This is a genomic window from Ramlibacter sp. JJN2-2R, from assembly GCF_057747835.1.
Genome location: NZ_CM173226.1, coordinates 55,646 through 80,754 on the forward strand (window position 1 = coordinate 55,646; position 25,109 = coordinate 80,754).

Annotated in this window: 33 protein-coding genes; 8 read left to right on the forward strand and 25 right to left on the reverse strand. The window is 68.8% G+C overall.

Annotated elements, in window-relative coordinates; genetic code table 11:
* Positions 1-78: 78 nt before the first annotated feature.
* Positions 79-555, forward strand: coding sequence for a GNAT family N-acetyltransferase (locus AC3ANR_RS00285; RefSeq protein WP_488289885.1), 477 nt, complete (start codon positions 79-81; stop codon positions 553-555).
* A gap of 18 nt (positions 556-573) precedes the next feature.
* On the opposite strand, the gene AC3ANR_RS00290 is transcribed toward AC3ANR_RS00285, so the two are convergent.
* The 11 genes from AC3ANR_RS00290 to rplC all read right to left on the reverse strand — a co-directional run bounded on the left by AC3ANR_RS00290 (position 574) and on the right by rplC (position 6,096).
* Positions 574-1,080, reverse strand: a complete 507-nt coding sequence (locus tag AC3ANR_RS00290) for a redoxin family protein (protein WP_488289886.1) — start codon at positions 1,078-1,080, stop codon at positions 574-576.
* A gap of 75 nt (positions 1,081-1,155) precedes the next feature.
* Positions 1,156-1,425, reverse strand: a complete 270-nt coding sequence (gene rpsQ, locus AC3ANR_RS00295) for a 30S ribosomal protein S17 (RefSeq protein WP_488289887.1) — start codon at positions 1,423-1,425, stop codon at positions 1,156-1,158.
* Between the two features lie 12 nt (positions 1,426-1,437).
* Positions 1,438-1,641 carry a 50S ribosomal protein L29 gene (rpmC, locus tag AC3ANR_RS00300; protein WP_488289888.1) on the reverse strand — a complete coding sequence of 68 codons (204 nt, stop codon included), beginning with the start codon at positions 1,639-1,641 and terminating at the stop codon, positions 1,438-1,440.
* An 11-nt stretch (positions 1,642-1,652) separates the two neighbouring features.
* Positions 1,653-2,069, reverse strand: a complete 417-nt coding sequence (rplP, locus tag AC3ANR_RS00305) for a 50S ribosomal protein L16 (RefSeq protein WP_157398699.1) — start codon at positions 2,067-2,069, stop codon at positions 1,653-1,655.
* 2 nt (positions 2,070-2,071) lie between these two features.
* Complete coding sequence (gene rpsC / locus AC3ANR_RS00310; RefSeq protein WP_488289889.1) at positions 2,072-2,998, reverse strand: 30S ribosomal protein S3; 927 nt, start codon at positions 2,996-2,998, stop codon at positions 2,072-2,074.
* Between the two features lie 13 nt (positions 2,999-3,011).
* On the reverse strand, positions 3,012-3,341 hold the full coding sequence (gene rplV, locus AC3ANR_RS00315; RefSeq protein ID WP_013899634.1) for a 50S ribosomal protein L22: 330 nt from the start codon (positions 3,339-3,341) through the stop codon (positions 3,012-3,014).
* A 9-nt stretch (positions 3,342-3,350) separates the two neighbouring features.
* On the reverse strand, positions 3,351-3,629 hold the full coding sequence (gene rpsS / locus AC3ANR_RS00320; protein WP_055893797.1) for a 30S ribosomal protein S19: 279 nt from the start codon (positions 3,627-3,629) through the stop codon (positions 3,351-3,353).
* A gap of 12 nt (positions 3,630-3,641) precedes the next feature.
* Positions 3,642-4,466: a 50S ribosomal protein L2 gene (rplB, locus tag AC3ANR_RS00325; protein ID WP_488289890.1), complete on the reverse strand. Its 825-nt coding sequence runs from the start codon at positions 4,464-4,466 to the stop codon at positions 3,642-3,644.
* Between the two features lie 3 nt (positions 4,467-4,469).
* Positions 4,470-4,805 carry a 50S ribosomal protein L23 gene (gene rplW, locus AC3ANR_RS00330; protein WP_488289891.1) on the reverse strand — a complete coding sequence of 112 codons (336 nt, stop codon included), beginning with the start codon at positions 4,803-4,805 and terminating at the stop codon, positions 4,470-4,472.
* Positions 4,802-5,422, reverse strand: coding sequence for a 50S ribosomal protein L4 (gene rplD, locus AC3ANR_RS00335; RefSeq protein WP_488289892.1), 621 nt, complete (start codon positions 5,420-5,422; stop codon positions 4,802-4,804). Before rplD ends, rplW begins: the two co-directional genes overlap by 4 nt.
* Positions 5,422-6,096, reverse strand: coding sequence for a 50S ribosomal protein L3 (gene rplC, locus AC3ANR_RS00340; RefSeq protein WP_488289893.1), 675 nt, complete (start codon positions 6,094-6,096; stop codon positions 5,422-5,424). Before rplC ends, rplD begins: the two co-directional genes overlap by 1 nt.
* Positions 6,097-6,369: 273 nt before the next feature.
* Between rplC and AC3ANR_RS00345 the strand changes: the two genes are divergently transcribed.
* Positions 6,370-8,394 (forward strand): M3 family metallopeptidase, encoded by a 2,025-nt coding sequence (locus AC3ANR_RS00345; RefSeq protein ID WP_488289894.1) that lies wholly within the window; start codon positions 6,370-6,372, stop codon positions 8,392-8,394.
* 67 nt (positions 8,395-8,461) lie between these two features.
* On the opposite strand, the gene rpsJ is transcribed toward AC3ANR_RS00345, so the two are convergent.
* From rpsJ to AC3ANR_RS00395, 10 genes are all read right to left on the reverse strand, one after another.
* Entirely contained in the window at positions 8,462-8,779 is a 318-nt protein-coding gene (gene rpsJ, locus AC3ANR_RS00350) for a 30S ribosomal protein S10 (RefSeq protein WP_013899628.1), read from the reverse strand.
* 14 nt (positions 8,780-8,793) lie between these two features.
* Positions 8,794-9,984 (reverse strand): elongation factor Tu, encoded by a 1,191-nt coding sequence (tuf, locus tag AC3ANR_RS00355; protein WP_488289895.1) that lies wholly within the window; start codon positions 9,982-9,984, stop codon positions 8,794-8,796.
* A gap of 200 nt (positions 9,985-10,184) precedes the next feature.
* Positions 10,185-12,287 carry an elongation factor G gene (gene fusA, locus AC3ANR_RS00360; protein ID WP_488289896.1) on the reverse strand — a complete coding sequence of 701 codons (2,103 nt, stop codon included), beginning with the start codon at positions 12,285-12,287 and terminating at the stop codon, positions 10,185-10,187.
* A gap of 69 nt (positions 12,288-12,356) precedes the next feature.
* A complete protein-coding gene (rpsG, locus tag AC3ANR_RS00365) occupies positions 12,357-12,830 on the reverse strand; it encodes a 30S ribosomal protein S7 (protein WP_055894768.1) in 474 nt (157 codons plus the stop codon).
* A gap of 142 nt (positions 12,831-12,972) precedes the next feature.
* A complete protein-coding gene (gene rpsL / locus AC3ANR_RS00370; RefSeq protein WP_017759704.1) occupies positions 12,973-13,350 on the reverse strand; it encodes a 30S ribosomal protein S12 in 378 nt (125 codons plus the stop codon).
* Between the two features lie 150 nt (positions 13,351-13,500).
* A complete protein-coding gene (locus AC3ANR_RS00375) occupies positions 13,501-14,658 on the reverse strand; it encodes a D-alanyl-D-alanine carboxypeptidase family protein (protein WP_488289897.1) in 1,158 nt (385 codons plus the stop codon).
* A gap of 12 nt (positions 14,659-14,670) precedes the next feature.
* A complete protein-coding gene (locus AC3ANR_RS00380) occupies positions 14,671-15,294 on the reverse strand; it encodes an alpha/beta hydrolase (protein WP_488289898.1) in 624 nt (207 codons plus the stop codon).
* Positions 15,295-15,298: 4 nt separating this feature from the next.
* Complete coding sequence (locus AC3ANR_RS00385; protein WP_488289899.1) at positions 15,299-15,643, reverse strand: (2Fe-2S) ferredoxin domain-containing protein; 345 nt, start codon at positions 15,641-15,643, stop codon at positions 15,299-15,301.
* Positions 15,640-16,770: a VanZ family protein gene (locus AC3ANR_RS00390; RefSeq protein ID WP_488289900.1), complete on the reverse strand. Its 1,131-nt coding sequence runs from the start codon at positions 16,768-16,770 to the stop codon at positions 15,640-15,642. Before AC3ANR_RS00390 ends, AC3ANR_RS00385 begins: the two co-directional genes overlap by 4 nt.
* A gap of 7 nt (positions 16,771-16,777) precedes the next feature.
* Complete coding sequence (locus tag AC3ANR_RS00395) at positions 16,778-17,206, reverse strand: CopD family protein (RefSeq protein ID WP_488289901.1); 429 nt, start codon at positions 17,204-17,206, stop codon at positions 16,778-16,780.
* A 291-nt stretch (positions 17,207-17,497) separates the two neighbouring features.
* Between AC3ANR_RS00395 and hemB the strand changes: the two genes are divergently transcribed.
* From hemB to AC3ANR_RS00410, 3 genes are read left to right on the forward strand one after another with little or no spacing between them, the layout of a single operon-like run.
* Positions 17,498-18,499: a porphobilinogen synthase gene (hemB, locus tag AC3ANR_RS00400; protein WP_488289902.1), complete on the forward strand. Its 1,002-nt coding sequence runs from the start codon at positions 17,498-17,500 to the stop codon at positions 18,497-18,499.
* A gap of 8 nt (positions 18,500-18,507) precedes the next feature.
* A complete protein-coding gene (locus AC3ANR_RS00405; RefSeq protein WP_488289903.1) occupies positions 18,508-19,614 on the forward strand; it encodes a magnesium transporter CorA family protein in 1,107 nt (368 codons plus the stop codon).
* Between the two features lie 4 nt (positions 19,615-19,618).
* Positions 19,619-20,365, forward strand: coding sequence for a DUF72 domain-containing protein (locus AC3ANR_RS00410; protein WP_488289904.1), 747 nt, complete (start codon positions 19,619-19,621; stop codon positions 20,363-20,365).
* On the opposite strand, the gene AC3ANR_RS00415 is transcribed toward AC3ANR_RS00410, so the two are convergent.
* From AC3ANR_RS00415 to AC3ANR_RS00430, 4 genes are read right to left on the reverse strand one after another with little or no spacing between them, the layout of a single operon-like run.
* Positions 20,347-20,997 (reverse strand): glutathione S-transferase family protein, encoded by a 651-nt coding sequence (locus AC3ANR_RS00415; RefSeq protein ID WP_488289905.1) that lies wholly within the window; start codon positions 20,995-20,997, stop codon positions 20,347-20,349. The genes AC3ANR_RS00410 and AC3ANR_RS00415 overlap by 19 nt on opposite strands.
* 6 nt (positions 20,998-21,003) lie before the next feature.
* Entirely contained in the window at positions 21,004-21,864 is an 861-nt protein-coding gene (locus tag AC3ANR_RS00420) for an amidohydrolase family protein (protein WP_488291854.1), read from the reverse strand.
* Positions 21,865-21,887: 23 nt separating this feature from the next.
* A complete protein-coding gene (locus AC3ANR_RS00425; RefSeq protein ID WP_488289906.1) occupies positions 21,888-22,574 on the reverse strand; it encodes a dienelactone hydrolase family protein in 687 nt (228 codons plus the stop codon).
* A 16-nt stretch (positions 22,575-22,590) separates the two neighbouring features.
* Entirely contained in the window at positions 22,591-23,196 is a 606-nt protein-coding gene (locus AC3ANR_RS00430) for a DsbA family protein (RefSeq protein WP_488289907.1), read from the reverse strand.
* Positions 23,197-23,265: 69 nt separating this feature from the next.
* Between AC3ANR_RS00430 and AC3ANR_RS00435 the strand changes: the two genes are divergently transcribed.
* The 3 genes from AC3ANR_RS00435 to AC3ANR_RS00445 are packed head-to-tail and all read left to right on the forward strand — an operon-like array spanning position 23,266 to position 25,107.
* On the forward strand, positions 23,266-24,012 hold the full coding sequence (locus AC3ANR_RS00435) for an SDR family oxidoreductase (RefSeq protein WP_488289908.1): 747 nt from the start codon (positions 23,266-23,268) through the stop codon (positions 24,010-24,012).
* Positions 24,012-24,470 (forward strand): MaoC family dehydratase, encoded by a 459-nt coding sequence (locus tag AC3ANR_RS00440; protein WP_488289909.1) that lies wholly within the window; start codon positions 24,012-24,014, stop codon positions 24,468-24,470. Before AC3ANR_RS00435 ends, AC3ANR_RS00440 begins: the two co-directional genes overlap by 1 nt.
* A gap of 4 nt (positions 24,471-24,474) precedes the next feature.
* Entirely contained in the window at positions 24,475-25,107 is a 633-nt protein-coding gene (locus AC3ANR_RS00445) for a MarC family protein (protein ID WP_488289910.1), read from the forward strand.
* Positions 25,108-25,109: the final 2 nt, after the last annotated feature.

The window sequence follows — 25,109 nt, forward strand, 5'->3', positions numbered from 1 at the left end:
GTTGCCCGGCGCCGGCCAGCCGCTAAACTGCCCGTCCCGCCACTGCCTGCCACTGCCTTGCCAACGGCCGAGCTACCCGTGGTCGAGCTGATCACGCCCGAGTCCACCGACGACATCCAAGCCGCCCGAGAGATCTTCCGGGAGTACGCCCTGGGACTGGGCGTGGACCTGTGCTTCCAGGGGTTCGAGGAGGAATTGGCCGACCTGCCGGGCGACTATGCGGCGCCGCGCGGCGCGCTGTACCTGGCCAAGGTGGACGGCGCGGTCGCCGGCTGCTGCGCGCTGCGGCCGCTGGAGGCCAGCGACTACCCCGATGCCGCCGAGATGAAGCGCCTGTACGTGCGCAAGCCCTTCCGCGGCTTCGGCCTCGGCCGCCAGTTGGCCGAGGCGGCGCTCGACGCGGCGCGGCAGGCGGGCTACGCCTGCGTGCTGCTGGACACGCTGGACGACATGGAGTCGGCCCGGGCCCTGTACGAGGACCTGGGCTTCGAGGCCATCGAGCCCTATTACCACAACCCCATCCCGGGGGCGCACTACCTCAAGGTCGACCTCTGACGGCCGGCCCCCGCGCGGTCAGCCCTTGGCCTGCGCGAGCAGGGTGTCGGCGTCGCTGACCTCGAACTTGCCCGGCGCCTCGAGGTTGATCGAAGCCACCTTGCCGTCCTTCACCAGCATCGAGTAACGTGTGCTGCGCACGCCCATGCCGCGCGCCGTGAGGTCCAGCGTGAGGCCGGTGGCCTTGGCGAACTCCGCGCTGCCGTCGGCCAGCATGCGCACCTTGCCGCCCGCCTGCTGCTCGCGTCCCCAGGCGCCCATGACGAAGGCGTCGTTGACGCTCACGCACCAGATCTCGTCGACGCCGGCCTTCTTCAGTTCGTCGAACTTCTGCACGTAGCCCGGCACGTGCTTGGCCGAGCAGGTGGGCGTGAAGGCGCCCGGCAGCCCGAACAGGGCGATGGTCTTGCCGGCCGCGGCATCCTTCACCTTGACCGGGTTCGGGCCGATGCTGCAGCCGTTGCCCTCGACGTCCGAGTACTCCTGCAGGGTGACGTCGGGCAGCGCGTCTCCAACCTTGATCATGGGGATCTCCTGGTGCGAAAAAGAAAAACGGCCCACATTGTGGGCCGTTTTCGGGGGAGCTCGCTGCGCGGGGGATTAGACCGCGGCAGCCTTCTCGACCAGACGGGTCGCGACCCAGTTCTTGGTCTTGGAGATCGGGCGGGACTCGGTGATCTCGATCACGTCGCCCACGTGGAACTGGCCGTTCTCGTCATGCGCGTGGTACTTGCTGGACTTGGCAACGATCTTGCCGTACAGCTCGTGCTTGACGCGGCGCTCCACCAGGACCGTCACGGTCTTGGCACGCTTGTCGCTCACCACCTTGCCGATCAGGGTGCGCTTGAGGGAGGTCTTGGCTTCCGTCATGTTCACTCCGGATTACTTGGTGGTCTCGGCACGCTTTTGCGCCAGGATGGTCTTGGCGCGAGCGATGTCGCGGCGCGTGACGCGCAGCGAGCCGGTGTTGTTCAACTGTTGCGTGGCCTTCTGCATGCGCAGGCCGAAGTGGGCGCGCTGCAGGGACTTCACTTCCTCTTCGAGGGCGGCAACGTCCTTCTGGCGCAGGTCGGCAGCTTTGGTCATCTGTCTTCTCCTTAAGCGCCGATCATGCGGGTCACGAACGTGGTGCGCAGCGGCAGCTTGGCCGCGGCCAGCTTGAACGCCTCGCGCGCCAGTTCCTCGGGAACACCCACGATCTCGTACAGCACCTTGCCCGGCTGGATCTCGGCGACGTAGTACTCGGGGTTGCCCTTGCCGTTACCCATCCGCACCTCGGCGGGCTTCTGGGAGATCGGCTTGTCGGGGAACACGCGGATCCAGATGCGGCCGCCACGCTTGACGTGACGGGAGATCGCGCGACGCGCGGCCTCGATCTGGCGCGCCGTGAGGCGGCCGCGATCGGTCGACTTCAGGCCGAAGTCACCGAAAGCCACCGAGTTGCCCCGGGTGGCGATGCCGGTGTTGCGGCCCTTCTGCTCTTTGCGGTATTTGCGGCGAGCGGGTTGCAGCATGTTTACTCTCCTTTGCCGTCAGCCGCGGGAGCGGCCGGCGCGGCTACCTTGCGGGCAACGCGCTTAACGGCGGTTTTCGGTGCATCCGCACCTCCAGCGGCCTCTTGGGGCTTGTCGCTGCCATCGGCGGGCGCGGCATTGGTGGTGCCGGCGCCGGCACCGCTGCCACCGCGCGGACCGCGCGAGGGGCCGCGGCGATCACCGCCGGGGCCGCCACGGCCGTCACGGCGCGGGCCACGCGGACCGCGACGCTCCTCGCCCTCGGGGCGCGGCGTGCTGTCCAGCGACGGCGCATCGCTGCGGCCCAGGGTGTCGCCCTTGTAGACCCACACCTTGACGCCGATGACGCCGTAGGTGGTCTTGGCTTCGGAGAAGCCGTAGTCGATGTCGGCGCGCAGCGTGTGAAGCGGCACGCGGCCTTCGCGGTACCACTCGGTACGCGCGATCTCGATGCCGTTCAGGCGGCCCGACGACATGATCTTGATGCCCTGCGCGCCCAGGCGCATGGCGTTCTGCATCGCGCGCTTCATCGCGCGGCGGAACATGATGCGCTTCTCGAGCTGCTGGGTGATCGAGTCGGCGATCAGCTGGGCATCGACTTCGGGCTTGCGCACTTCCTCGATGTTGACCGCGACCGGCACGCCCAGGCGGGTGGCGAGTTCCTTCTTCAGGTTCTCGATGTCCTCGCCCTTCTTGCCGATCACCACGCCCGGGCGGGCGGAGTAGATCGTGATGCGGGCGTTCTTGGCCGGACGCTCGATCAGCACGCGCGAGACCGCGGCGTTCTTCAGCTTGCTCTTGAGGTACTCGCGGACCTTGATGTCCTCGGCCAGCATGCCGGCGAAGTCACGGTTGTTCGCGTACCAGCGGCTGGCCCAGTTGCGGCTGACCGAGAGGCGGAAGCCGGTGGGGTGGATTTTCTGTCCCATATTCTTCCTGACCTCAGTTGCCGACGGTCACGTACACGTGGCACGTGGGCTTGCTGATGCGGTTGCCACGGCCCTTGGCGCGCGCGGTGAACCGCTTGAGCGTGGCGCCCTGCTCCACGTAGATGGTCTTGACCTTCAGCTCGTCGATGTCGGCGCCGTCGTTGTGCTCGGCGTTCGCGATCGCGGACTCCAGCACTTTCTTGACGATGACGGCGGCCTTCTTCTGGGTGAAGTTCAGGATGTTCAGCGCCTGGTCCACTTTCTTGCCGCGGATCAGGTCGGCCACGAGCCGGCCCTTGTCGACGGACAGGCGGACGCCTCGGAGGACTGCACGGGTTTCCATGTCTGCTCCTTACTTCTTCTGGACTTTCTTGTCCGCGGGGTGACCCTTGAAGGTGCGCGTCAGGGCGAATTCGCCCAGCTTGTGGCCCACCATCTGGTCGGTGATGTAGACCGGCACGTGCTGCTTGCCGTTGTGAACGGCGATGGTCAGCCCGATGAACTCGGGCAGGATCATCGAGCGGCGCGACCAGGTCTTGATCGGCTTCTTGTCCTTGTTGGTCACGGCCTTGTCGACCTTGGCCACCAGGTGGTGGTCCACAAACGGACCCTTCTTGAGAGAACGCGTCATTTGTGCGACCCCTTACTTCTTGCGGCGCGAGACGATGAACGTCTGCGTGCGCTTGTTGTTACGCGTGCGGTAACCCTTGGTCAGGTTGCCCCACGGATCCACCGGCGGCTTGCCCGTGCCGGTGCGGCCTTCGCCGCCGCCGTGCGGGTGGTCGATCGGGTTCATCGCGACGCCGCGCACCGTCGGGCGGATGCCCATGTGGCGCTTGACGCCGGCCTTGCCGAGCTGGCGCAGGCTGTGTTCTTCGTTCGCGACTTCGCCGATGGTGGCGCGGCACTCGATGTGCACGCGGCGCACTTCACCCGAGCGCATGCGGACCTGCGCGTAGGTGCCTTCGCGGGCCAGCAGCGTCGCCGAGGTGCCGGCCGACCGCGCGATCTGCGCGCCCTTGCCGGGCTGCAGTTCGATGCAGTGGATGGTCGAGCCCACCGGGATGTTGCGGATCGGCAGCGTGTTGCCGGCGCGGATCGGGGCTTCCGAGCCGCTGACCAGCTGCGCGCCCACTTCCAGGCCGCGCGGGGCGATGATGTAGCGGCGCTCGCCGTCGGCATAGCACACCAGGGCGATGTGCGCCGTGCGGTTCGGGTCGTACTCGATGCGCTCCACCTTGGCCGGGATCCCGTCCTTGTTGCGGCGGAAGTCCACCACGCGGTAGTGGTGCTTGTGGCCACCGCCCTTGTGACGGGTGGTGATATGGCCGTTGTTGTTGCGGCCGGCCTTCTGGAACTTGGGCTCCAGCAGCGGCGCGTACGCCTCACCCTTGTACAGGTGATCGCGGGTGACCTTGACCACGGCGCGCTGGCCGGGCGAGGTCGGTTTCATCTTGATGACGGCCATGGCTTACGCAGCCTCCCCGGAGAGATTGAGCTCCTGGCCCGGCTTGAGCGTCACGTAGGCCTTGCGAACGTTGTCGCGGCGGCCCACCGAGCGGCCGAAGCGCTTGGTCTTGCCCTTGGTGTTGACCACCGACACGCCCTTGACTTCCACCTTGAACATCAGTTCGACGGCGGCCTTGATCTCGGGCTTGGTGGCGTCCTGCAGCACCTTGAAGGTGACGGAGTTGGTCTTGTCGGCCACGTGCGTCGCCTTCTCGGAGACGACCGGAGCGACCAGCACCGACATCAGGCGGCCTTCGTCGAACTTGCGTTCGGCGGGGGTGGGGTTCACACGGCTCATGCGAACATCTCCTTGAGCTTGTCGATGGCGGCCTTGGTGACCAGCACCTTCTTGTAGTGCACCAGCGACAGCGGATCGGCGTAACGCGGCTCGACGACGAGCACGTTGGCCAGGTTGCGCGAGGCGAGGTACAGGTTCTCGTCGACTTCGTCGGCGATCACCAGCACCGAGTCCAGGTTCATCGCCTTGAACTTGGCGGCCAGCTGCTTGGTCTTGGGCGAATCCACCTTGATGGAGTCGACCACGGCCAGGCGGCCCTCACGGGCGAGCTGGGAGAAGATGGACGCCATGCCGGCGCGGTACATCTTCTTGTTGATCTTCTGGGTGAAGTTCTCGTCCGGGCTGTTCGGGAAGATGCGGCCGCCGCCACGCCACAGCGGCGAGGAGGTCATGCCGGCGCGGGCGCGGCCCGTGCCCTTCTGCTTGAACGGCTTCTTGGTCGAGTGCTTGACCATCTCGCGGTCCTTCTGGGCGCGAGTGCCCTGGCGGGCATTGGCCTGGAAGGCGACGACGATCTGGTGCACCAGGTCTTCGTTGTATTCGCGACCGAACACGGTCTCGGGCGCGTCGAACTTCGACGCCGCCTGGCCCTGCTCGTTCAGGAGTTCGAGCTGCATTACTTCGCTCCCTTCTGCACGCGGGCCTTGACGGCCGGGCGCACGGTGACGAAACCGCCCTTGGAGCCGGGGACCGCGCCCTTGATCAGCAGCAGCTGGCGGGCTTCATCGATGCGGATGACGTCGAGGTTCTGGGTGGTGACGGTCTCGTCGCCCATGTGGCCGGTCATCTTCTTGCCCGGGAACACGCGGCCCGGGTCCTGCGCCATCGAGATCGAGCCGGGCACGTTGTGCGAACGGCTGTTGCCGTGCGACGCGCGCTGCGAGCTGAAGTTGTGGCGCTTGATGGTGCCGGCGAAGCCCTTGCCGATCGAGGTGCCCTGCACGTCGACCTGCTGGCCCACGGCGAACACGTCGGTCACGGGCACCGTGGCGCCGGCGGCGTACTTGCCCGCGGCGTCGGCCGTCACGCGGAATTCCTGGATGATCTCACCGGGTTCCACGCCCGCCTTGGCGAGGTGGCCGGCGAGCGGCTTGGTCACGCGCGAGGTCTTGCGCTTGCCGAACGTGACCTGCAGGGCCACGTAGCCGTCGTTCTCTTCGGTCTTGACCTGGGTGACTCGGTTGCCCGACACGTCCACCACCGTGACAGGAACTGCGTCCCCATCATCGGTGAACAGGCGCATCATGCCCACCTTGCGGCCCAGCAACCCGAGGGAGTTGCTCTGACTCATGTTGTGCTCCGTTGCTTCCGCCGCAGCCGCTGCAATTGGCTTCTGCGTTTGACGCCCCCGAGGGAGCGGCGAAAGAAGGTTGATCGACGCGCCCCGGCACACTGCAGCCGGAACGCTCACACCTCGCCCAATTCGGACGAAGCCGGTGATTGTAGCGCGCCGGCGACGCCCGCGCAAGCTCCCTGGTTGGCGGCCACTCACTGCCGCCGGCCGGCGGCATGGCTCTGCAACAATCCCGCACCCCCAGAACGACGATCCCCGAGGAGACCCGCCTTGCATCGAACTTTCGCGGCCCTGGCCGCCGCCGCCGCGCTGGCCTGCGCACTTTCCGCCGCGGCGCAAGCGGCGCCCGCGCCCGCTCAGCAGGGGGCCTCCGCGGCGCTGGTGGTCTCGCCGCAGGCGTTCGCGGCCGCGTGCGAGGCCAGCGTCGCCGCCGCCCGCGCCGGCATGGAGCAGGCCAAGGCGCTGCGCGCGCCGACGGCCGAGCAGGCCCTGGAGGCATACGACAGCGCGCAGAAGGCGCTGGGCGACGCCGGAGCCCGCGCCGGCCTGGCGCGCGAGGTGCACCCGTCCGCGGCCATGCGGTCCGCGGCGGAGGCCTGCGAGCGCACCGTCTCGGCGGCGCGCACGGCCATCTCGCTGGACCGCGGGCTCTACGACCGGCTGGCACAGGTCGATCCGGCGCCGCTGGATGCCGCCTCGCGCTATTACCTGGACAAGACGTTGCAGCGGTTCCGGCTGTCGGGCGTGGACCGCGACGAAGCCACCCGCGAGCGCGTGCGGCAGCTGAGCGAGCAGCTGGTGCAGGCGAGCCAGGCGTTCGGCCGCAACATCCGCGACAGCGTGCTCACGCTGGAGGTGGACGCCGCCGACCTCGAGGGCCTGCCGCCGGATTTCCTGCGTGCCCACCCGCCGGGACCGAACGGCAAGGTCCTGCTCAAGACCGACAACCCCGACTACACGCCGGTGATGTCGTATGCCCGCCGGGCCGACGTGCGCGAGCGCTTCTGGAAGCTCTACCGCCTGAGGGCCCATCCGGCCAACCTGGCCGCGCTGGACCGGTTGCTGGCCCTGCGGTACGAACTGGCCACGCTGCTGGGCTTTCGCAACTGGGCCGACTACGTGACGGCCGACAAGATGATCGGCTCGGCCGCGCAGGCAGGCGCCTTCATCGAGAAGATCGCCGCCGCCTCGGCGGCGCGGGCCGAGCGCGACTACGCGCAGCTGCTCGCGCGCAAGCGCCGCGACGACCCGGGGGCGAGCGAAGTGCTGCCCTGGGACACGGGCTACCTGAGCGACCGGATCCGGGCCGAGCAATACGGCGTGGACGCGCAGGAGGTGCGTCCGTACTTCCAGTACGACCGCGTCAAGCAGGCCGTTCTGGCCACCACCAGCCGGCTGTTCGGGATCCGCTACCAGCCGGTGCAGGACGCCCCGGTGTGGCACCCGAGCGTCGAGGTCTACGACGTGTTCGACGGCCCGCGCAATCTCGGGCGCATCTACCTGGACATGCACCCGCGCGAGAACAAGTACAAGCACTACGCGCACTTCCGGCTGGTGTACGGCAAGCAAGGCGCGGCCCTGCCCGAGGGCGTGCTGGTCTGCAATTTCCGCCAGCCCACCGCCAGCGATCCCGGCCTGCTCGAGTACCGCGACGCCAGGACGTTCTTCCACGAGTTCGGCCACCTGCTGCACAACGTGCTGGGCGGCCACACGCGCTGGGCCGGGCAGGCCGGCGTGGCGACGGAGCGCGACTTCGTCGAGGCGCCCTCGCAGATGCTGGAGGAATGGATGCGCGACCCGCGGACGCTGCGGACCTTCGCCGTGCACTACCGCACCGGCGAGCCGATCCCGGTGGAGCTGGCCGAGAAGCTGCGCCAGGCGGAGGAGCTGGGCAAGGGGATGTCGGTGCGCGGCCAGATGTCGCTGGCCGCCACCAGCCTCGGGTTGCACGACCGCGATCCGAAAGGGCTGGACACGACCGCGTTCACGGCGCGGATGCAGGAGCGCTACACGCCGTTCAGGCACGTGCCGGGCACGTATTTCCAGGAAGCCTTCGGCCACCTGGACGGCTACTCGGCGATCTACTACACGTACATGTGGTCGCTGGTGATCGCCAAGGACCTGTTCAGCGAATTTGCCGCCCAGGGCGACATCATGGACCGCGAGGTCGCCATGCGCTACCGGCGCGCGGTGCTCGAGCCGGGCGGCTCCAGGCCGGCGGCGGACCTGGTGCGCGACTTCCTCGGCCGGCCCTCCGGCTTCGCCGCGTACCAGCGCTGGCTGGACAGCAACTGACCGGGCGAGGGACGAAAAAAAAAGCGCCGCGGAACCCCGCGGCGCTCTTTCCTGGAAGCGGCAGTGCTTACTGCAGCTTGATCTCGACGTCCACGCCGGCCGGCAGGTCCAGCTTCATCAGCGCGTCGACGGTCTTGTCGGTCGGGTCGACGATGTCCATCAGGCGCTGGTGCGTGCGGATCTCGAACTGGTCGCGCGAGCTCTTGTTCACGTGCGGCGAGCGCAGGATGTCGAAGCGCTTCATGCGCGTCGGCAGGGGCACGGGGCCCTTGACGATGGCGCCGGTGCGCTTGGCGGTGTCGACGATCTCCGCGGCGGACTGGTCGATCAGCTTGTAATCGAACGCCTTGAGGCGGATGCGGATCTTCTGTTGGGCGGTTGCCATGTGGATCCCCTGCCTTATTCCATGATCTTGGCGACGACGCCGGCGCCGACGGTCTTGCCGCCTTCGCGGATGGCGAAGCGCAGGCCTTCTTCCATGGCGATCGGGGCGATCAGCTTGACGGTGATCGTCACGTTGTCACCAGGCATCACCATCTCCTTGTCCTTGGGCAGCTCGATGGAGCCCGTCACGTCCGTGGTGCGGAAGTAGAACTGGGGACGGTAGTTGTTGAAGAACGGCGTGTGGCGGCCGCCCTCGTCCTTGCTCAGCACGTACACCTCGGCGGTGAAGTGCGTGTGCGGCTTGATCGAGCCGGGCTTGCACAGCACCTGGCCGCGCTCGACTTCCTCGCGCTTGGTGCCGCGCAGCAGGATGCCGACGTTGTCGCCAGCCTGGCCCTGGTCCAGCAGCTTGCGGAACATCTCCACGCCCGTGCAGGTGGTCTTGAGCGTCGGCTTGATGCCCACGATCTCGATTTCCTCGCCGACCTTGATGATGCCGCGCTCCACGCGACCGGTCACCACGGTGCCGCGGCCGGAGATGGAGAACACGTCTTCCACCGGCATCAGGAACGCGCCGTCGATCGCGCGCTCGGGCGTCGGGATGTAGGTGTCCAGCGCCTCGGCCAGCTTCATGATGGCCTGCTCGCCCAGCTCGCCCTTGTCGCCTTCCATGGCCAGCTTGGCCGAGCCCTTGATGATCGGGGTGTCGTCACCGGGGAAGTCGTACTTGGACAGCAGCTCGCGCACCTCCATCTCCACCAGCTCCAGCAGCTCGGCGTCGTCCACCATGTCGCACTTGTTCATGAAGACGATGATGTAGGGCACGCCCACCTGGCGCGCCAGCAGGATGTGCTCGCGCGTCTGCGGCATCGGGCCGTCGGCGGCCGACACCACCAGGATCGCGCCGTCCATCTGGGCGGCGCCGGTGATCATGTTCTTGACGTAGTCGGCGTGGCCCGGGCAGTCCACGTGCGCGTAGTGGCGGTTGGCCGTCTCGTATTCCACGTGCGCGGTGTTGATCGTGATGCCGCGCGCCTTCTCTTCCGGAGCAGCGTCGATCTGGTCGTAGGCCTTGGCTTCACCGCCGAACTTGGTCGACAGCACCGTCGTGATCGCCGCCGTCAGCGTCGTCTTGCCATGGTCCACGTGGCCGATGGTGCCCACGTTCACGTGCGGCTTGGTGCGCTCGAATTTACCTTTTGCCATTTCAGTTCCTCAATCAAGAGCAATGCCCGTGTCTGGTTTAACGTCTGCATCCCATCACCGGGTCCCTCGCCACGGGCAGCGCGGGGTGTGTGATCGCAGACCAAGAACCCTCGGTGCAAAGCCGGCTTGCGCCGGCCTTGCCTGATTCCCGCATTCGCGGGGGATGACTCGCGCGGCAGGCAATGCCTGCCGGCGCGACGTCACTTCGCGCGGGCGGCGACGATCGCCTCGGCCACGTTGCGCGGAGCCTCGCTGTAGTGCTTGAACTCCATCGTGTAGGTGGCGCGGCCCTGCGACATCGAGCGCAGCGTGGTCGAGTAGCCGAACATCTCCGACAGCGGGACCTCGGCCTTGATGGCCTTGCCGCCGCCGGGCATGTCGTCCATGCCCTGCACCATGCCGCGGCGGGACGACAGGTCGCCCATCACGTTGCCGGCGTAGTCCTCGGGCGTCTCGACTTCCACGGCCATCATCGGCTCGAGGATGACCGGGTTGGCCTTCTTGCAGCCTTCCTTGAAGCCGAAGATGGCGGCCATCTTGAACGCCTGCTCCGACGAGTCCACGTCGTGGTACGAACCGAAGTGCAGCGTGACCTTCACGTCCACGACCGGGTAGCCGGCCAGCACGCCGGTGTTCAGGGCCTCGATGACGCCTTTTTCCACCGCCGGGATGTACTCGCGCGGCACCACGCCGCCCTTGATCGCGTCGACGAACTCGAAGCCCTTGCCGGCCTCGTTCGGCTCGATCTTGAAGACGACGTGGCCGTACTGGCCCTTGCCGCCCGACTGGCGCACGAACTTGCCTTCGCTGTCCTCGACCGTCTTGCGGATCGTCTCGCGGTAGGCCACCTGCGGCTTGCCCACGTTGGCTTCCACGCCGAACTCGCGCTTCATGCGGTCGACGATGATTTCCAGGTGCAGCTCGCCCATGCCGCCGATGATGGTCTGGCCGGACTCCTCGTCGGTGTTCACGCGGAACGACGGATCCTCGGCAGCCAGGCGTTGCAGGGCCACGCCCATCTTCTCCTGGTCGGCCTTGGTCTTGGGCTCCACGGCCTGGCGGATCACCGGCTCGGGGAACACCATGCGCTCCAGCGTCACGACCGAGTCGGGATCGCACAGGGTCTCACCCGTGGTCACGTCCTTCAGGCCCACGCAGGCGGCGATGTCGCCGGCGCGGATCTCCTCGATCTCCTGGCGGTTGTTGGCGTGCATCTGCACGATCCGGCCGATGCGCTCCTTCTTGCCGCGCACCGGGTTGTAGACGCTGTCGCCCTTGGACAGGACGCCCGAGTAGACGCGCACGAACGTCAGCTGGCCGACGAACGGGTCGGTCATGAGCTTGAACGCCAGGGCCGAGAACTTCTCGTTGTCGTCGGCCTTGCGGGTGACGGGCTTCTCGTCCTCGTCCATGCCGGACACCGGCGGGATGTCCAGCGGCGAGGGCATCAGCTCGATCACGGCGTCCAGCATGCGCTGCACGCCCTTGTTCTTGAACGCGGTGCCGCACAGCATCGGCTGGATCTCGCCGGCGATGGTGCGCGTGCGCAGGCCCTGGGTGATCTCGGCTTCCGACAGGTCGCCCTCCTCCAGGTACTTGTTCATCAGGTCTTCGTTGGCCTCGGCGGCCGCCTCGACCATCTTCTCGCGCCATTCCTTGGCCTGCTCGACCAGCTCGGCGGGGATGTCCTCGAAGTTGAACTTCATGCCCTGGGACGCCTCGTCCCAGATGATGGCCTTCATCTTGCGCAGGTCGACCACGCCCTTGAAGTTCTCCTCGGCGCCGATCGGGATGACGATCGGCACGGGGTTGGCCTTCAGGCGCAGCTTCATCTGGTCGTAGACCTTGAAGAAGTTGGCGCCGGTGCGGTCCATCTTGTTGACGAACGCCAGGCGCGGCACCTTGTACTTGTTGGCCTGGCGCCAGACCGTCTCGGACTGCGGCTGCACGCCGCCCACGGCGCAGTACACCATGCAGGCGCCGTCCAGCACGCGCATGGAACGCTCCACCTCGATGGTGAAGTCCACGTGGCCGGGGGTGTCGATGATGTTGATGCGGTGCTCGGGGAAGGACATGTCCATGCCCTTCCAGAAGCAGGTGGTGGCCGCCGACGTGATGGTGATGCCGCGCTCCTGCTCCTGCTCCATCCAGTCCATGGTGGCGGCGCCATCGTGCACTTCACCGATCTTGTGGTTCACACCGGTGTAGAACAGGATGCGCTCGGTGGTCGTGGTCTTGCCGGCGTCGATGTGCGCCGAGATCCCGATGTTGCGGTAGCGCTCGATGGGCGTTTTGCGAGCCATGATGGGTCTTTCTGTAAAAGGGCACAGGCCCGCTCATGGCGGGCCCGTACCGTAAGATGGGGACGGTTCTTAGAAGCGGAAGTGGCTGAAGGCCTTGTTGGCCTCGGCCATGCGGTGCACTTCGTCGCGCTTCTTCATGGCGCCGCCGCGGCCTTCCGTGGCTTCCATGAGCTCGTTGGCCAGGCGCAGGGCCATGGACTTCTCGCCGCGCTTCTTGGCGGCTTCCTTGAGCCAGCGCATCGACAGCGCCAGGCGGCGCACCGGGCGCACTTCGACCGGCACCTGGTAGTTGGCGCCGCCCACGCGGCGCGACTTCACTTCGACCATCGGCTTGACATTGTTGATGGCCATGGTGAAGGCTTCGACCGGGTCACGGCCCGGGTTCTTCTTCTCGATCTGCTCGAGCGCGCCGTAGACGATGCGCTCGGCGACCGCCTTCTTGCCGCCTTGCATGATGACGTTCATGAACTTGGCGAGCTCGACATTGCCGTACTTGGGATCCGGCAGGATTTCACGCTTAGGGACTTCGCGACGACGTGGCATTTCAAACCTCTCTAGTTGCTTCAGCTGGTCCTCGCAGGACCCAGGGCGCCATCAGGACTGCCCGCTTACTCGACCCGGGATTGGGTCACTACGCTGATTCAGCCTGCCAGGGCCGAATGAGCACCGACAAACCACCTGGCTGTTAGGCCTTCTTCGGGCGCTTGGCGCCGTACTTGGAGCGGGACTGCTTGCGATCCTTGACGCCTTGCAGGTCCAGCGAGCCGCGCACGATGTGGTAGCGCACGCCCGGCAGATCCTTCACGCGGCCGCCGCGCACGAGCACCACCGAGTGCTCCTGCAGGTTGTGGCCTTCGCCGCCGATGTACGAGATGACCTCGAACCCGTTGGTCAGGCGCACCTTGGCGACCTTGCGCAGCGCCGAGTTCGGCTTCTTCGGCGTCGTGGTGTACACGCGGGTGCACACGCCCCGGCGCTGGGGGCTGTTCTGCATCGCGGGGGACTTGGATTTGGTCTTTTCGACCTCCCGCCCCTGACGCACGAGTTGGTTGATGGTTGGCATGGAAAAAAAACGTCCCTAAACGTCGGAAAAATGGCGCGCCAGCCGGCCGGCGACGCGCATGGCTTCCCCGCCCCAAATGCGGGAAAGCCCGCCAGTATAGCCCGGGACGGGTTTCCCCTCAAGCGACGCGGGGCGCCGGGGCGCCGCGCGTCACTTCACCCAGAGGCGCACGGCGTCCCAGGCACGGCCGAGCACGCCGGCCTGTTCCACGGCTTCCAGGGCCGTCAGCGGCACCTCGGCCACGACCTTGTCGCCCGCCAGGACCTTGAGCGAGCCGACCTGCTGGCCCTTGGTGAAGGGCGCGACCAGGGGGTCGGGGCGGGCGACGGCGGTCTTGATCTGGCTGGCGGTGCCCGAGGGGACCGACACCACCAGAGGCTGCGGACGGCCGAGTTTGACGGTGCGGGCGGTGCCCTTCCAGACCTCGGGCGTGGCCACGGCCTGGTTGGCGTCGAACAGCTTGATGCCCTCGTAGGCGGTGAAGCCCCAGTTCAGCAGCTTCTGCGACTCGTTGGCGCGCGCCTCCTCGCTGCCCGTGCCCAGGACGATGGACAGCAGGCGGCGGCCCTGCAGGTTGGGGAAGTCGCGCTTGGCCGTCGCGATCAGGCAGTAGCCGGCGGCCTCGGTGTGGCCGGTCTTGAGGCCGTCGACCGTCGGGTCGCGGAACAGCAGCATGTTCCGGTTGGTGTCGTTGGCCGTGGGCGTGCCCTGGTAGCGGTACTTCTTGATCGCGTAGTAGTGCAGGTACTCGGGGAAGTCCTGCATCAGCCGGGTGGCCAGGATGCTCAGGTCGCGCGCCGTGGTGGTGTGGCCGGGCGTGGTCAGGCCCTCGGGGTTCTTGTAGCTGGTGTTCTTCATGCCCAGGGCCTTGGCCTGGTCGTTCATCAGCTGCACGAAGTGCTCGACGCTGCCGCCCACCCCCTCGGCCAGAGCCACGGTGGCGTCGTTGCCGGACTGCACGATCATGCCCTTGATGAGGTCGTCGACCGGCACCTGCATCTTGGGGTCGATGAACATGCGAGAGCCGGGCATCTTCCAGGCCCGCACGCTCACGGGCAGCGTCTGCTGCAGGCTGATCTTGCGGGCGCGCAGGGCGTCGAACACCAGGTACTGCGTCATCAACTTGGTCAGCGACGCGGGCTCGACAGGGCTGTCGACGTCGCGCCCGGCGAGCACCTGGTTGGCCGACACGTCCATCAGCAGGTAGCTGCGGGCGGCGATCTCGGGCGGCTGCGGCACCTGCGCCCCGGCAGCCAGGCAAAGGAGGGCGAGCAAGGGCGCGGCGAGCGCCTTGGCGATTCGGTTCATCGTGCGGGATTGCTAGGAACGGAGGTGGCGGGCCACCAGGGATTTCAGGAGCGGCAATTGTCCGTGAAAGAAGTGCCCGCCCCCGGGTACCACAGTGACGGGCAGGGATTGCGGCCGCGCCCAGTCCATGACCGCGGACAGGGCCACCGTGTCGTCCTGCTCGCCGTGGACCACCAGGGTGCGGTCGTGGGCGTCCAGGGGAATGGCGGACACCGAAAAGCGCGAGGCCGCCGTGCCCACGAGCACCACCTTGCGGATGTCGCGGCCCGGCCAGAGCGACGCCAGCACCTGGCTGGCCACGAAGGCGCCGAACGAGAAGCCGGCCAGCGCGATCGCCCCCTCGGGGGCGATCGCGGCCACCAGGCCGCGCATGTCATCGGCCTCGCCGCGCCCCTCGTCATGCACGCCCGCGCTGCCGCCGACGCCGCGGAAGTTGAACCGCACGGCGGTCCAGCCGGCCTGCACGAACGCCCGGGCGAGCGTCTGCACCACCTTGTTGTCCATGGTGCCGCCGAACAGCGGGTGCGGGTGGGCGATGAACGCCGTGCCGACGGTCGGGCCCTCGGGGTCGTCGCGCAGCACGTCGATCGCGCCCGCCGCCCCCTGCAGCTGCAGCCTGCGCGTGAAGGAGTTCATGCGCTCAGCGCCCCAGGTGCGGCGGCGTGAGCAGGCGCTCGACGACCCGGCCGTTCTTCAGGTGCGACTCGACGATCTCGTCGATGTCCTGGGCGTCCACGTACGTGTACCAGACCGCCTCCGGATAGACCACGGCCACCGGGCCGGCCGCGCAGCGGTCGAGGCAGCCTGCCTTGTTCACGCGGACCTTGCCGGGGCCGGCCAGGCCCTGCGCCTTGACCTGCGACTTGCAGCGGTCGAACGCCGCCTGCGCGTCATGGTCGGCGCAGCAGTTCTCGCCGTTGTCACGCTTGTTCAGGCAAAAGAAGATGTGCCGCTCGTAATACGAGGGACGGGAGGCATCGCTCATTGGCGAATTCTAGGCGGCGCGTCGCTGCTGGAGACCCGCACTAGGACGTAGGCCAGCGCAGCGTAAGGCCACAGCCACCCGAGCCACTGGGCCAGGCCGTGGAAGCGGATGAACCGGCCCTGTTCCCACGCCTGCAGCGTGTGCGCGAAATACGCGCTGGCCGGCGCCTGATTGAGCAGGCTCAGGTTCACCACCAGCGCCAGCAGCAGCAGCGCCGCGCAACCTCGCCGCGGCAGCGCGATCAGCAGCAGGGCGAGGGCCAGTCCGGCGACGAGGCCGACGCGCACCGGCAGGCTCAGCCACGCCCAGGCATGCGCCGGCCCCCAGCTGAGTGCCGCCGACAGCGCCGTCACGGCCACGCCCAGCGACACCAGCACGGCCGCGGCGACGGCGCGCCGGCCCACCGAGCCCATGATGGAATAGGCCAGCAGGCAGGGCGTCAGCGCCCCAAGGGCGACGCAAACCAGCTCCGCGCCGGGCACCAGCGGCTGCAGCTCCACCTCGCGCACCGGCAGCCAGTCCAGGAACGGCGTGTCGGCCAGCCATTCGCCCAGGGCCGCCTCGAGCCGCTCGAGCACCTGCCCCAGCCCGAGCGGCACCGCCGCCGGAAAGAGCAGCGCGAACGGCCACAGTGCCAGGAGCACCAGGGCGCCGCGCGCGTCCTCGACGAACCAGCGCAGGCGAAAGCGGCTCCAGTGGTCCACCGCGCCCCAGCGCTCCAGGGCTCCCGCGACGCCGGCGCCCAGGAAGGTGCCGAACGCGTTCAGGGCGAGATCGACGTTCGACGGCACGCGCTCGGGCAGGTAGCTCTGCAGGCCTTCCATCGCCAGCGACAGCACCGCGCCCGCGAGGGTCGCCACCAGGACCGCCGGGCCGATGCGCTGGTCCTCGCCGGTGCGGCCGCGCCGCAGCACGCTCAAGGCCAGCAGGAACCCGAGCGGCGCATAGCCCACCGTGTTGGCGGCGAAGTCGAACGCCGTCCAGTAACGCGGCCACGGGCTGGTCAGAAATGCCCAGGGGGCCACGCCCTGGTCGCGCCAGCCGCTGAACGGGTACAGGCTGGCGTAGACGATCAGCGCCGCATAGGCCTGCGCCAGCGGCCAGGCGGATGTCTTGCGCTGCGCCATCGGCGCCTCAGAAGGGCTTGACCACCACCAGCACCACCGCCGCCAGCAGCAGCAGCACCGGCACCTCGTTGAACCAGCGGTACCAGCGGTGGCTGCGGGCGTTCGCGCCTTGCTGGAACTTGCGCAGCAGCGACGCGCAGGCGTGGTGGTAGCCGATCACCAGCAGGACGACGGCCAGCTTGGCGTGCAGCCAGCCGTTGCCCGGCCCGCGGCCGATGCCGTAGCCCAGCCACAGCCACAGGCCCAGCACCACGGCCGGCACCGCCAGCAGCGTCGTGAAGCGCAGCAGCTTGCGGGCCATCAGCAGCAGCCGTTCGCGCTCGGCGAGCGAGCCGGGCTCCACCATCGCCAGGTTCACGTAGATGCGGGGCAGGTAGAACAGGCCGGCGAACCAGCTGGCCACGAACACGATGTGGAGGGCTTTGACCCAGAGCATGGGGCGAGTGTAAGGAACGGCCGCGCTGCCGCCCGCGGGACCCGCCCGGCCAGGCCGGACCGCCGGACAAAAAAAACCCCGGCCACGAGCCGGGGTCCGAAGCCTTGTTGCTGTCACACATTAAGGCACCCGCTCAGGGAGGAAAAGCGGGGAGCGGCAAGCCGCCCGGGCGTAATTTAGCAAAGCGTCCCGCAGCGCACAAGCCGGAGCGCAATACCTCAGCGCGCCCATCGGCGACCCCGGCCCCCGGCCGGGGCGGCGGGCCGGCGGCGATGGGGCACAATTTTCGCCATGGTCCTGCATGCCCCCTACCCCCACGGCCGGCCGCGCCGCCTACGCCGCGACGACTTCACGCGCAACCTCGTGCGAGAGCACGTGCTCACCGCGCACGACCTGATCTACCCGGTGTTCGTGCTCGATGGCGACAAGCGCCGCGAGCCGGTGGCGTCGATGCCCGGCGTCGAGCGGCTCAGCCTGGACCTGCTGCTGCCGGTGGCGCAGCAGTGCGTCGAACTCGGCATCCCGGTGATGGCGCTGTTCCCGGTGATCGATCCGAAGCTCAAGACCGAGGACGGGCGCGAGGCCTGGAACCCCGACGGACTGGTCCCGCGCGTGGTTCGCGCCCTGAAGGAGCGGTTCCCGACCCTGGGCGTGATGACCGACGTGGCGCTGGATCCGTTCACCAGCCATGGCCAGGACGGCCTGCTCGATCCGACCGGCTACATCCTGAACGACGAGACCGTCGAAGTGCTGGTCAAGCAGGCGCTGGTGCAGTCGGACGCCGGCGTCGACATCGTGGCGCCCAGCGACATGATGGACGGGCGCATCGGCGCGATCCGCCAGGCCCTGGAGGGCGCCGGCGCGATCCACACGCGCATCATGGCGTACAGCGCCAAGTACGCCAGCGCCTTCTACGGCCCGTTCCGCGACGCGGTCGGCTCGGCCTCGAACCTGGGCAAGGGCAACAAGAAGGTCTACCAGATGGACCCCGCCAACAGCGACGAAGCGCTGCGCGAGGTGGCGATGGACATCGCCGAGGGCGCCGACATGGTGATGGTCAAGCCCGGCATGCCGTACCTGGACATCGTGCGGCGGGTGAAGGACGAATTCCGCGTCCCCACCTTCGCCTACCAGGTCTCGGGGGAGTACGCGATGCTGCAGGCCGCGGCGCAAAACGGCTGGCTCGACGGCGAGGCCGTGATGATGGAGAGCCTGCTCGGCTTCAAGCGCGCCGGCGCCGACGGCGTGCTGACGTACTTCGCGCTGGAGGCCGCGCGGAAGCTGCGCGCCTGAGCGGCCGCATGCAGATCGTCGAATTCACCCGCGGCACGCTGCGCTTCCTGGACAGCGTGCCGCACCACGCGCCCGCCGACGGATTCGTCTGGATCTTCCTGGAGCGCGAGAACCTGCGCAACGTGCTGCCGGCGCTGCAGTCGGCGGCGCAGCACATCGGCGGCTCGACGCTGCTGGACCTGCACGTCAAGGACCTGGACAACCGGGCGCACCCTTCGCATTACGACTACACGTCGGTGTACGACCTGGTGGTGTTCCGCCGCCTGGCCACGTCCGAGGAGGTGGACCTGGAACTGCAGCAGCAGCCGCCGAACGGTGCCGGGGCGAATCCGGCGCTGGCGAGCTTCTACCGCATCCGCACCCGGGCAGTGGCGTTCGTGACCTATGACCGGCTGCTGATCACGGTGCATCCGGACGGCTGCTACACCGCCCGGTCGTTCATTGCGCGCTACCTCTCCGACGCCGTGCAGAGCGACGGCCTGTCCGGCAACCGCACCCGCCTGCCGGGCAGCCCGGCCGACCTGATGCTGCGCATGGTCAACGTGATGGTCGACAGCTACCTGGAGCTGCGCAAGCAGCTGAGCACCGAACTCGATCGCTGGCAGCATGAGCTGCTGCGTCCCGGCTCCGACTTTCGCGGCTGGAGCGCGCTGGTGGTGGCGCGGCGCGAGCTGCACATGCTCGAGGACCTGTGCGAGGAGCAGAGCGACGCCATGCAGGAGTGGCTGGACACCGCGCGCGAGCAGCCCACGCCGGGCCTGTCGCAGGCCGAACGCGACGGGCTGATCGCGCGCGCGCGCGACGTGATCGAGCACATCCAGCGCGTCGTGCACCAGGTGCGGCGCATGGAAGAAGGCGCCGAGAGCGTGGTGCAGATCCACTTCTCGGCCCAGAGCAACCGCACCAACAACATCATGCGCACGCTCACGGCGCTGACGGCCATCTTCCTGCCGCTGAACCTGATCACCGGCATCTTCGGCATGAATTTCTCCGCCATGCCGCTGCTGCGCGACCCGGTCGGCTTCTGGGTCGCGCTGGGCTCGATGGTCACGATCGCCGTCTCGCTCGGCCTGGTCTTCTGGCGCAAGCATTACCTGGAGCGCAGCTCGCGCTGACCGGGTGCCGGCGCCCCCCGTTCGCATCGGCTGCGCCGGCTGGACCCTGCCGGCGGACCTGCTGGGAGCGTTCCCGCCCGGCCCATCGCACCTGCAGCGCTATGCGCAGGTGTTCCCCGCCACGGAGGTCAACAGCTCGTTCCATCGCCCGCACCGCGCCTCGACCTGGCAGCGATGGGCGGACAGCGTGCCACCCGGGTTCGCGTTCTGCGCCAAGTTGCCCCGCCAGGTGACGCACGAGCGGCGGCTGGTCGATTGCGCCGCGCCCGTCGACGAGTTCCTCGGCCAGGCAGGCGCCCTGGGCGACAAGCTGCAGTGCCTGCTGGTGCAGCTGCCGCCCAGCCTGGCGTTCGACGCCGGCACGGCGGCCGGCTTCCTGTCACTGCTGCGCGCACGCTTTGCCGGCCACGTCGCGATCGAGCCGCGGCATGCGAGCTGGTTCACGCCGGACGTCGACGCGCTGCTGGCGCGGTGGCGCGCGGCCCGCGTGCTGGCCGACCCCGTGCGCCACGCGGCGGGGCAATCCCCCGGCGGCTGGCCGGGGCTGGTCTACCTGCGGCTGCACGGCTCGCCGCGCATGTACTACTCGTCGTATCCGCCAGAGGTGTTGCAGGCCCTGGCCCGGCGCATCGCGATGGCGGTGGCGGCGGGCAGCCCGGTGTGGTGCATCTTCGACAACACCGCGGCCGCGGCGGCGGCCGGCAACGCGCTGGAACTGCAGCGGCTGCTGGCTCAGACGAACGGCGGCTGAAGCTGCTCGTTGGCGAGCACGCGCTGCACCGCGGGACGCTCCAGCATGCGGCGCAGGTAGGCGCCCAGCCGCGGCAGGTCGCGCGCGCGCCCGCCCTGGAAGTTGCGGGTCCAGCGGCACAGGGTGAACACGTAGGCGTCGAGCGCGGTGTACTGCTCGCCGAGGAACCACGGGCCGGCGTGGGAGCCGAGCTGGTCCTCCAGCTGCGCGAGCAGGCCGACGGCGCGCCGGTGCGCGTGCTGCCGCACCTGCGCCACCGCGTCCAGGTTGCTCTCGTCCACCCAGCGTTCCGGGTAGAAGTAGACGATCAGCGTGGCCTGCAGCGTGTTGGTCAGCCACATCAGCCACTTGTAGAACTGGCTGCGCTCGTCGCTGCCGAAGGCCGGCGCGAGCCCCGCTGCAGGGTGCCGGTCGCACAGGTGCAGGGCGATCGCCGCCGTCTCGTACAGCACCAGCCCGCTGTCGACCAGCACGGGGATCAGCCCGTTCGGGTTCAGCCGCAGGTAGTCCGGCGTCTTGTGCGCGCCCTGGGCGCGATCGACCAGCACCCGCTGGTAGGGGACGCCGAGCTCCTCGAGCAGGATGTGCGGCACCATGGCCGCGGTGCTGGGGTAGTGGTGCAGCTGGATCATGGGGGTTCATCGCAGTCCGAAAAGGTTGGCGGCGTTGCCCCAGGCGACGCGCCGCGCCAGGTCGGCGGGCAGGTCCCCCAGCCACTGGCGGTATCCCGCCATCAGGTCGTCGTAGGCCTGCCAGCGCTGGTTGACCCACGTGTCCGAGCCGACCAGGAACCGGCCCGGATATTTCAGCAGCAGCTGGCGCCATTCGGGGCAGAGCCGGCCGTCCTCGCAGGTGAGGCCGGGCCGGTACGACAGCTCGCCCATGAGCAGCGGGTAGCGCGCCAGCAGCTGGTCGACGCGGGCCACGGGCGTGCCGCCGATGCCGGTGTGGGCCCAGACCAGGCGCAGCTTCTGCCCCTGCGAACGCGTGTGCGCCATCAGCAGGTCGATGGCCGCATCGTCGACGTGCGCGAGCACCACGAGCTGCCGCTCTTCGGCCAACTGCATCAGCTGGCGCGCGACCGGGCCGTTCGCATTGGCGCTGTCGTACAGGTGGAACTCGCCGATCCCGCGGAACGGGCCGGCGGCCGTGCCACGCGCCAGCTCGTCCAGCACCATGCGGTAGACCGTCTCGTCGCGGAACCAGTTGTCGTAGTCGGCGCGGTTGCGGTACAGGCGCACGAACGGAACGACGGCGACGCCCGCCTGCCGCACCAGCGGCGAGCCGGCCAGCGTGTGCGTGCCGTCGTTCGGGCGCGAGTTGTCGAGCAGCCCCTGGACGCCGTTGCGCTGCAGGCGCGCCACGACCTCGCGCGGCGGAAAGGGGCCCGAGGCGCCGTTCCAGGCCTCCTCGTTGTAGTGCAGGTGGGCGTCGAACAGCGGCCCCGTGTAGGGCGCGGCGGGCGCGGCAGTGGCGCCGGCCACGACCAGGGCCGCCATCAGCCAGCGCAGCCGGCGCCAGGTCACGCGGCGAGGTGCTTGGTGAAGAACGCGAGCGACCGCTCGCGGGCGAGCTTGGCCGAGGCTTCGTCGTACGAGCCGCGCTGGTCGCAGTTGAAGCCGTGGTTGGCCGGGTAGACGTGCACCTCCACGTCCGGGTGCGCCTTGCGGAAGGCCTCGACGCTGTCCAGCGGGATCCAGTGGTCCTGGTCGCCGAAGTGGGACAGCACCGGCACCCGGGGCTGGCGCGCCGACTCGTCCGGCGTCGTCATGCCGCCGCCGTAGTAGGTGACCGCGGCTGCCAGGCCGTCCAGCGCGCAGGCGGCACGCCAGGAGAGCAGGCCGCCCCAGCAATAGCCGACGATGCCGACCTTGCCGCCGCTGGCGGCATGCCGGATCGCCGCCTGGATGTCCTGCAGCACGCCGGGTGCCGGCAGCGCCTCGACGGCGGTCTTCAGGGCAAAGCCGGCCGACATGTCGTCCTCGCCGTACCCCAGTTCCACGCCCGGCTTGACGCGGTGGAAGGTCGACGGCGCGACGGCCAGGAACCCCTGCGCGGCATAGCCGTCGGCCACGGAGCGGATGTGCGAGTTGACGCCGAAGATCTCCTGCAGCACGACCACGGCGCCCTTGGGGCCGCCCGCGGGCTGCGCCACGTAGGCGGGAAAGGTGAAGCCGTCGGCGGCCTTCAGGTCCACGAATGCACCCATGGTTGGTCTCCTTGAATCAGGGGTTGGATTGCAGCTTACGCTGCACGAAATCGAGCCGGTCCTGGCCCCAGAACAGCTCGCCGTCGATGAGGAAGCTCGGCGCACCGAAGACGCCGGCGTCCATCGCTGCCTGCGTGTGGCCCTCGTAGAGCTGCTGGATGGCTGGTTCGCGCGACTGCGCCAGGCGCTCGGCGGGCAGGCCGCATTCGGCCAGCAGGTCGCCCAGGACGGCGGCGCTGGCGACGTCGCGCTCCTGCGCCCACACTGCCGCCAGCACGGCGCCGGCAAGGCGCAGCGCGGCGTCGGTGCCGTCGTGCTGGTCGACCGTGATGATCAGGCGCGCCGCGTCGTCGCCGGCCACGGGGAAGAAGCGCGGCTGCAGGTTCAGCGGCATGCCCAGGTGCTCGGAGAAGCGCCGCAGCTCCACCAGGCGATAGGCCTGCCGCTGCGGCGCGCGCCTGGCCAGCGGCAGGCCCCCGCTGACGGGAAAGATCTTGCCCAGGTCCATCGGGCGCAGGCGCACCTGCGCCCCCGCTTGCCGCGCGATGCGCACGAAGCGCTCGTGGCCGAGGTAGGTCCACGGGCTTTGCGGCGCCAGGAAGTAATCGACGGTGCGTGCCATGGGCGTGCCGAGGTCGGCTTTGTTCTAATGCGCCGTATCCTAATCCGGGCAAACGACAAGGAAGACGCGATGGGCAATGTGGTCCTGGTCACCGGCGGCAGCCGGGGCATCGGCGCGGCCGCCGCGCGGCTGGCGGCGGCGCGCGGCTGGCGCGTGGCCGTCAACTACACCGCCCATGCGGCAGCGGCCGATGAGGTCGTCGCCGCCATCCGGCGCGACGGCGGCGAAGCGATCGCCGTGCAGGCGGACGTGGCCGACGAGGGCCAGGTGCTGGCGATGTTCGAGCAGGTCGACCGGCAGCTGGGCGCGCTCGGGGGGCTGGTGAACAACGCCGGCGTCGTCGATGTCGCCGCGCGGGTCGACGAGATGTCGGTGGCGCGCCTGCGGCGCATGTTCGACATCAACGTGATCGGCAGCATGCTCTGCGCGCGTGAAGCCGTCCGCCGGATGAGCATCCGGCATGGCGGCACCGGCGGCGCCATCGTCAACCTCTCCAGCGCCGCGGCCCGGCTGGGCGCGCCGGGCCAGTACGTCGACTACGCGGCGTCCAAGGGCGCGATCGACGCCTTCACCATCGGCCTGGCCAAGGAAGTGGCGGCGGAGGGCATCCGCGTCAACGCGGTGCGCCCCGGCCTGATCGAGACCGAGATCCACGCCTCCGGCGGCATTCCCGACCGCGTGCAGCGCCTGGCCCACCAGGTGCCCATGCAGCGGGGCGGCAGCGCGGAGGAAGTCGCGCAGGCGATCGTCTGGCTGCTCTCGCCCGAGGCGAGCTACACGACCATGAGCCTGGTGGACGTGTCGGGGGGCCGCTGATGGCCGAGCCCCGCATCTGGTGGGACGACCTGCACCCCGGCTCGGTGCGCGAGCTGGGGACGGTCACGCCCACCGCGGACGAGATCCGGGACTTCGCCGGCCGGTTCGACCCGCAGCCCTTCCACCTCGACGAGCAGGCGGGCGAGGCCTCGGTGTTCGGCGGCCTGTGCGCGAGCGGCTGGCACACCTGCGCGATGGCGATGCGGCTGACGGTGGACAACTTCCTGCGCGACTCGACCAGCATGGGCTCGCCCGGGCTGGAGAAGCTGTCGTGGCTCAAGCCCGTGTACCCCGGCGACACGCTGCGCCTGCAGCACACCATCCTGGAGTCGCGGCCGATGCGCAGCAAGCCGGACCTCGGCCTGGTCCGATCCAGCTGGGACATGTTCAACCAGCATGGCGACCAGGTGCTGCACATGGAAGGCTGGGGCATGTTCCGGCGGCGCCAGCCCGGGTAGCCGCGTGGATCTCAAGCCCCTGGTCACGCTGCTGGCGATCGTCAATCCGCTGGCGATCGTCCCGTTCTTCATCCACTACACCCAGGGCTTCACGCCGGCGCAGCGCCGGCACACGGTGCTGGTCGCCTCCTTCACCGCCTTCGTCGTCATCGCCACCAGCGCCGTGCTCGGCCTGCAGCTGCTGGCGTTCTTCGGCATCTCGCTCGCGAGCTTCCAGGTCGGCGGCGGCATGCTGCTGCTGACCAGCGCGCTGAACATGCTCAATGCGCAGCCGGCCGAGGCCAAACGCGATGGCGGCGAACTGGCCGAAGGCGCGCAGAAGGCGGCCATGGGCGCGAGCATCGCGGTCGTGCCGCTCACGATCCCGCTGCTCACGGGGCCGGCCACGATCTCCACCGTCGTGATCTATGCGGAGCAGGCGAACAACGTCCTGCAGCTGCTGGCCCTGATCGGCTACGGGGTGGTGATCGGTCTGGCCACCGCGCTGTGCCTGTCGCTGGCCGACGCGATCGCGCGCGTGCTGGGGCGCACCGGCATCAACGTGATGACCCGCCTGATGGGCCTGATCCTGGCCGCGTTGGCGGTGGAGGTGATGGCGCTGGGGCTGGTGAAGTTGTTCCCGGCGCTCGCGCGCTGAGC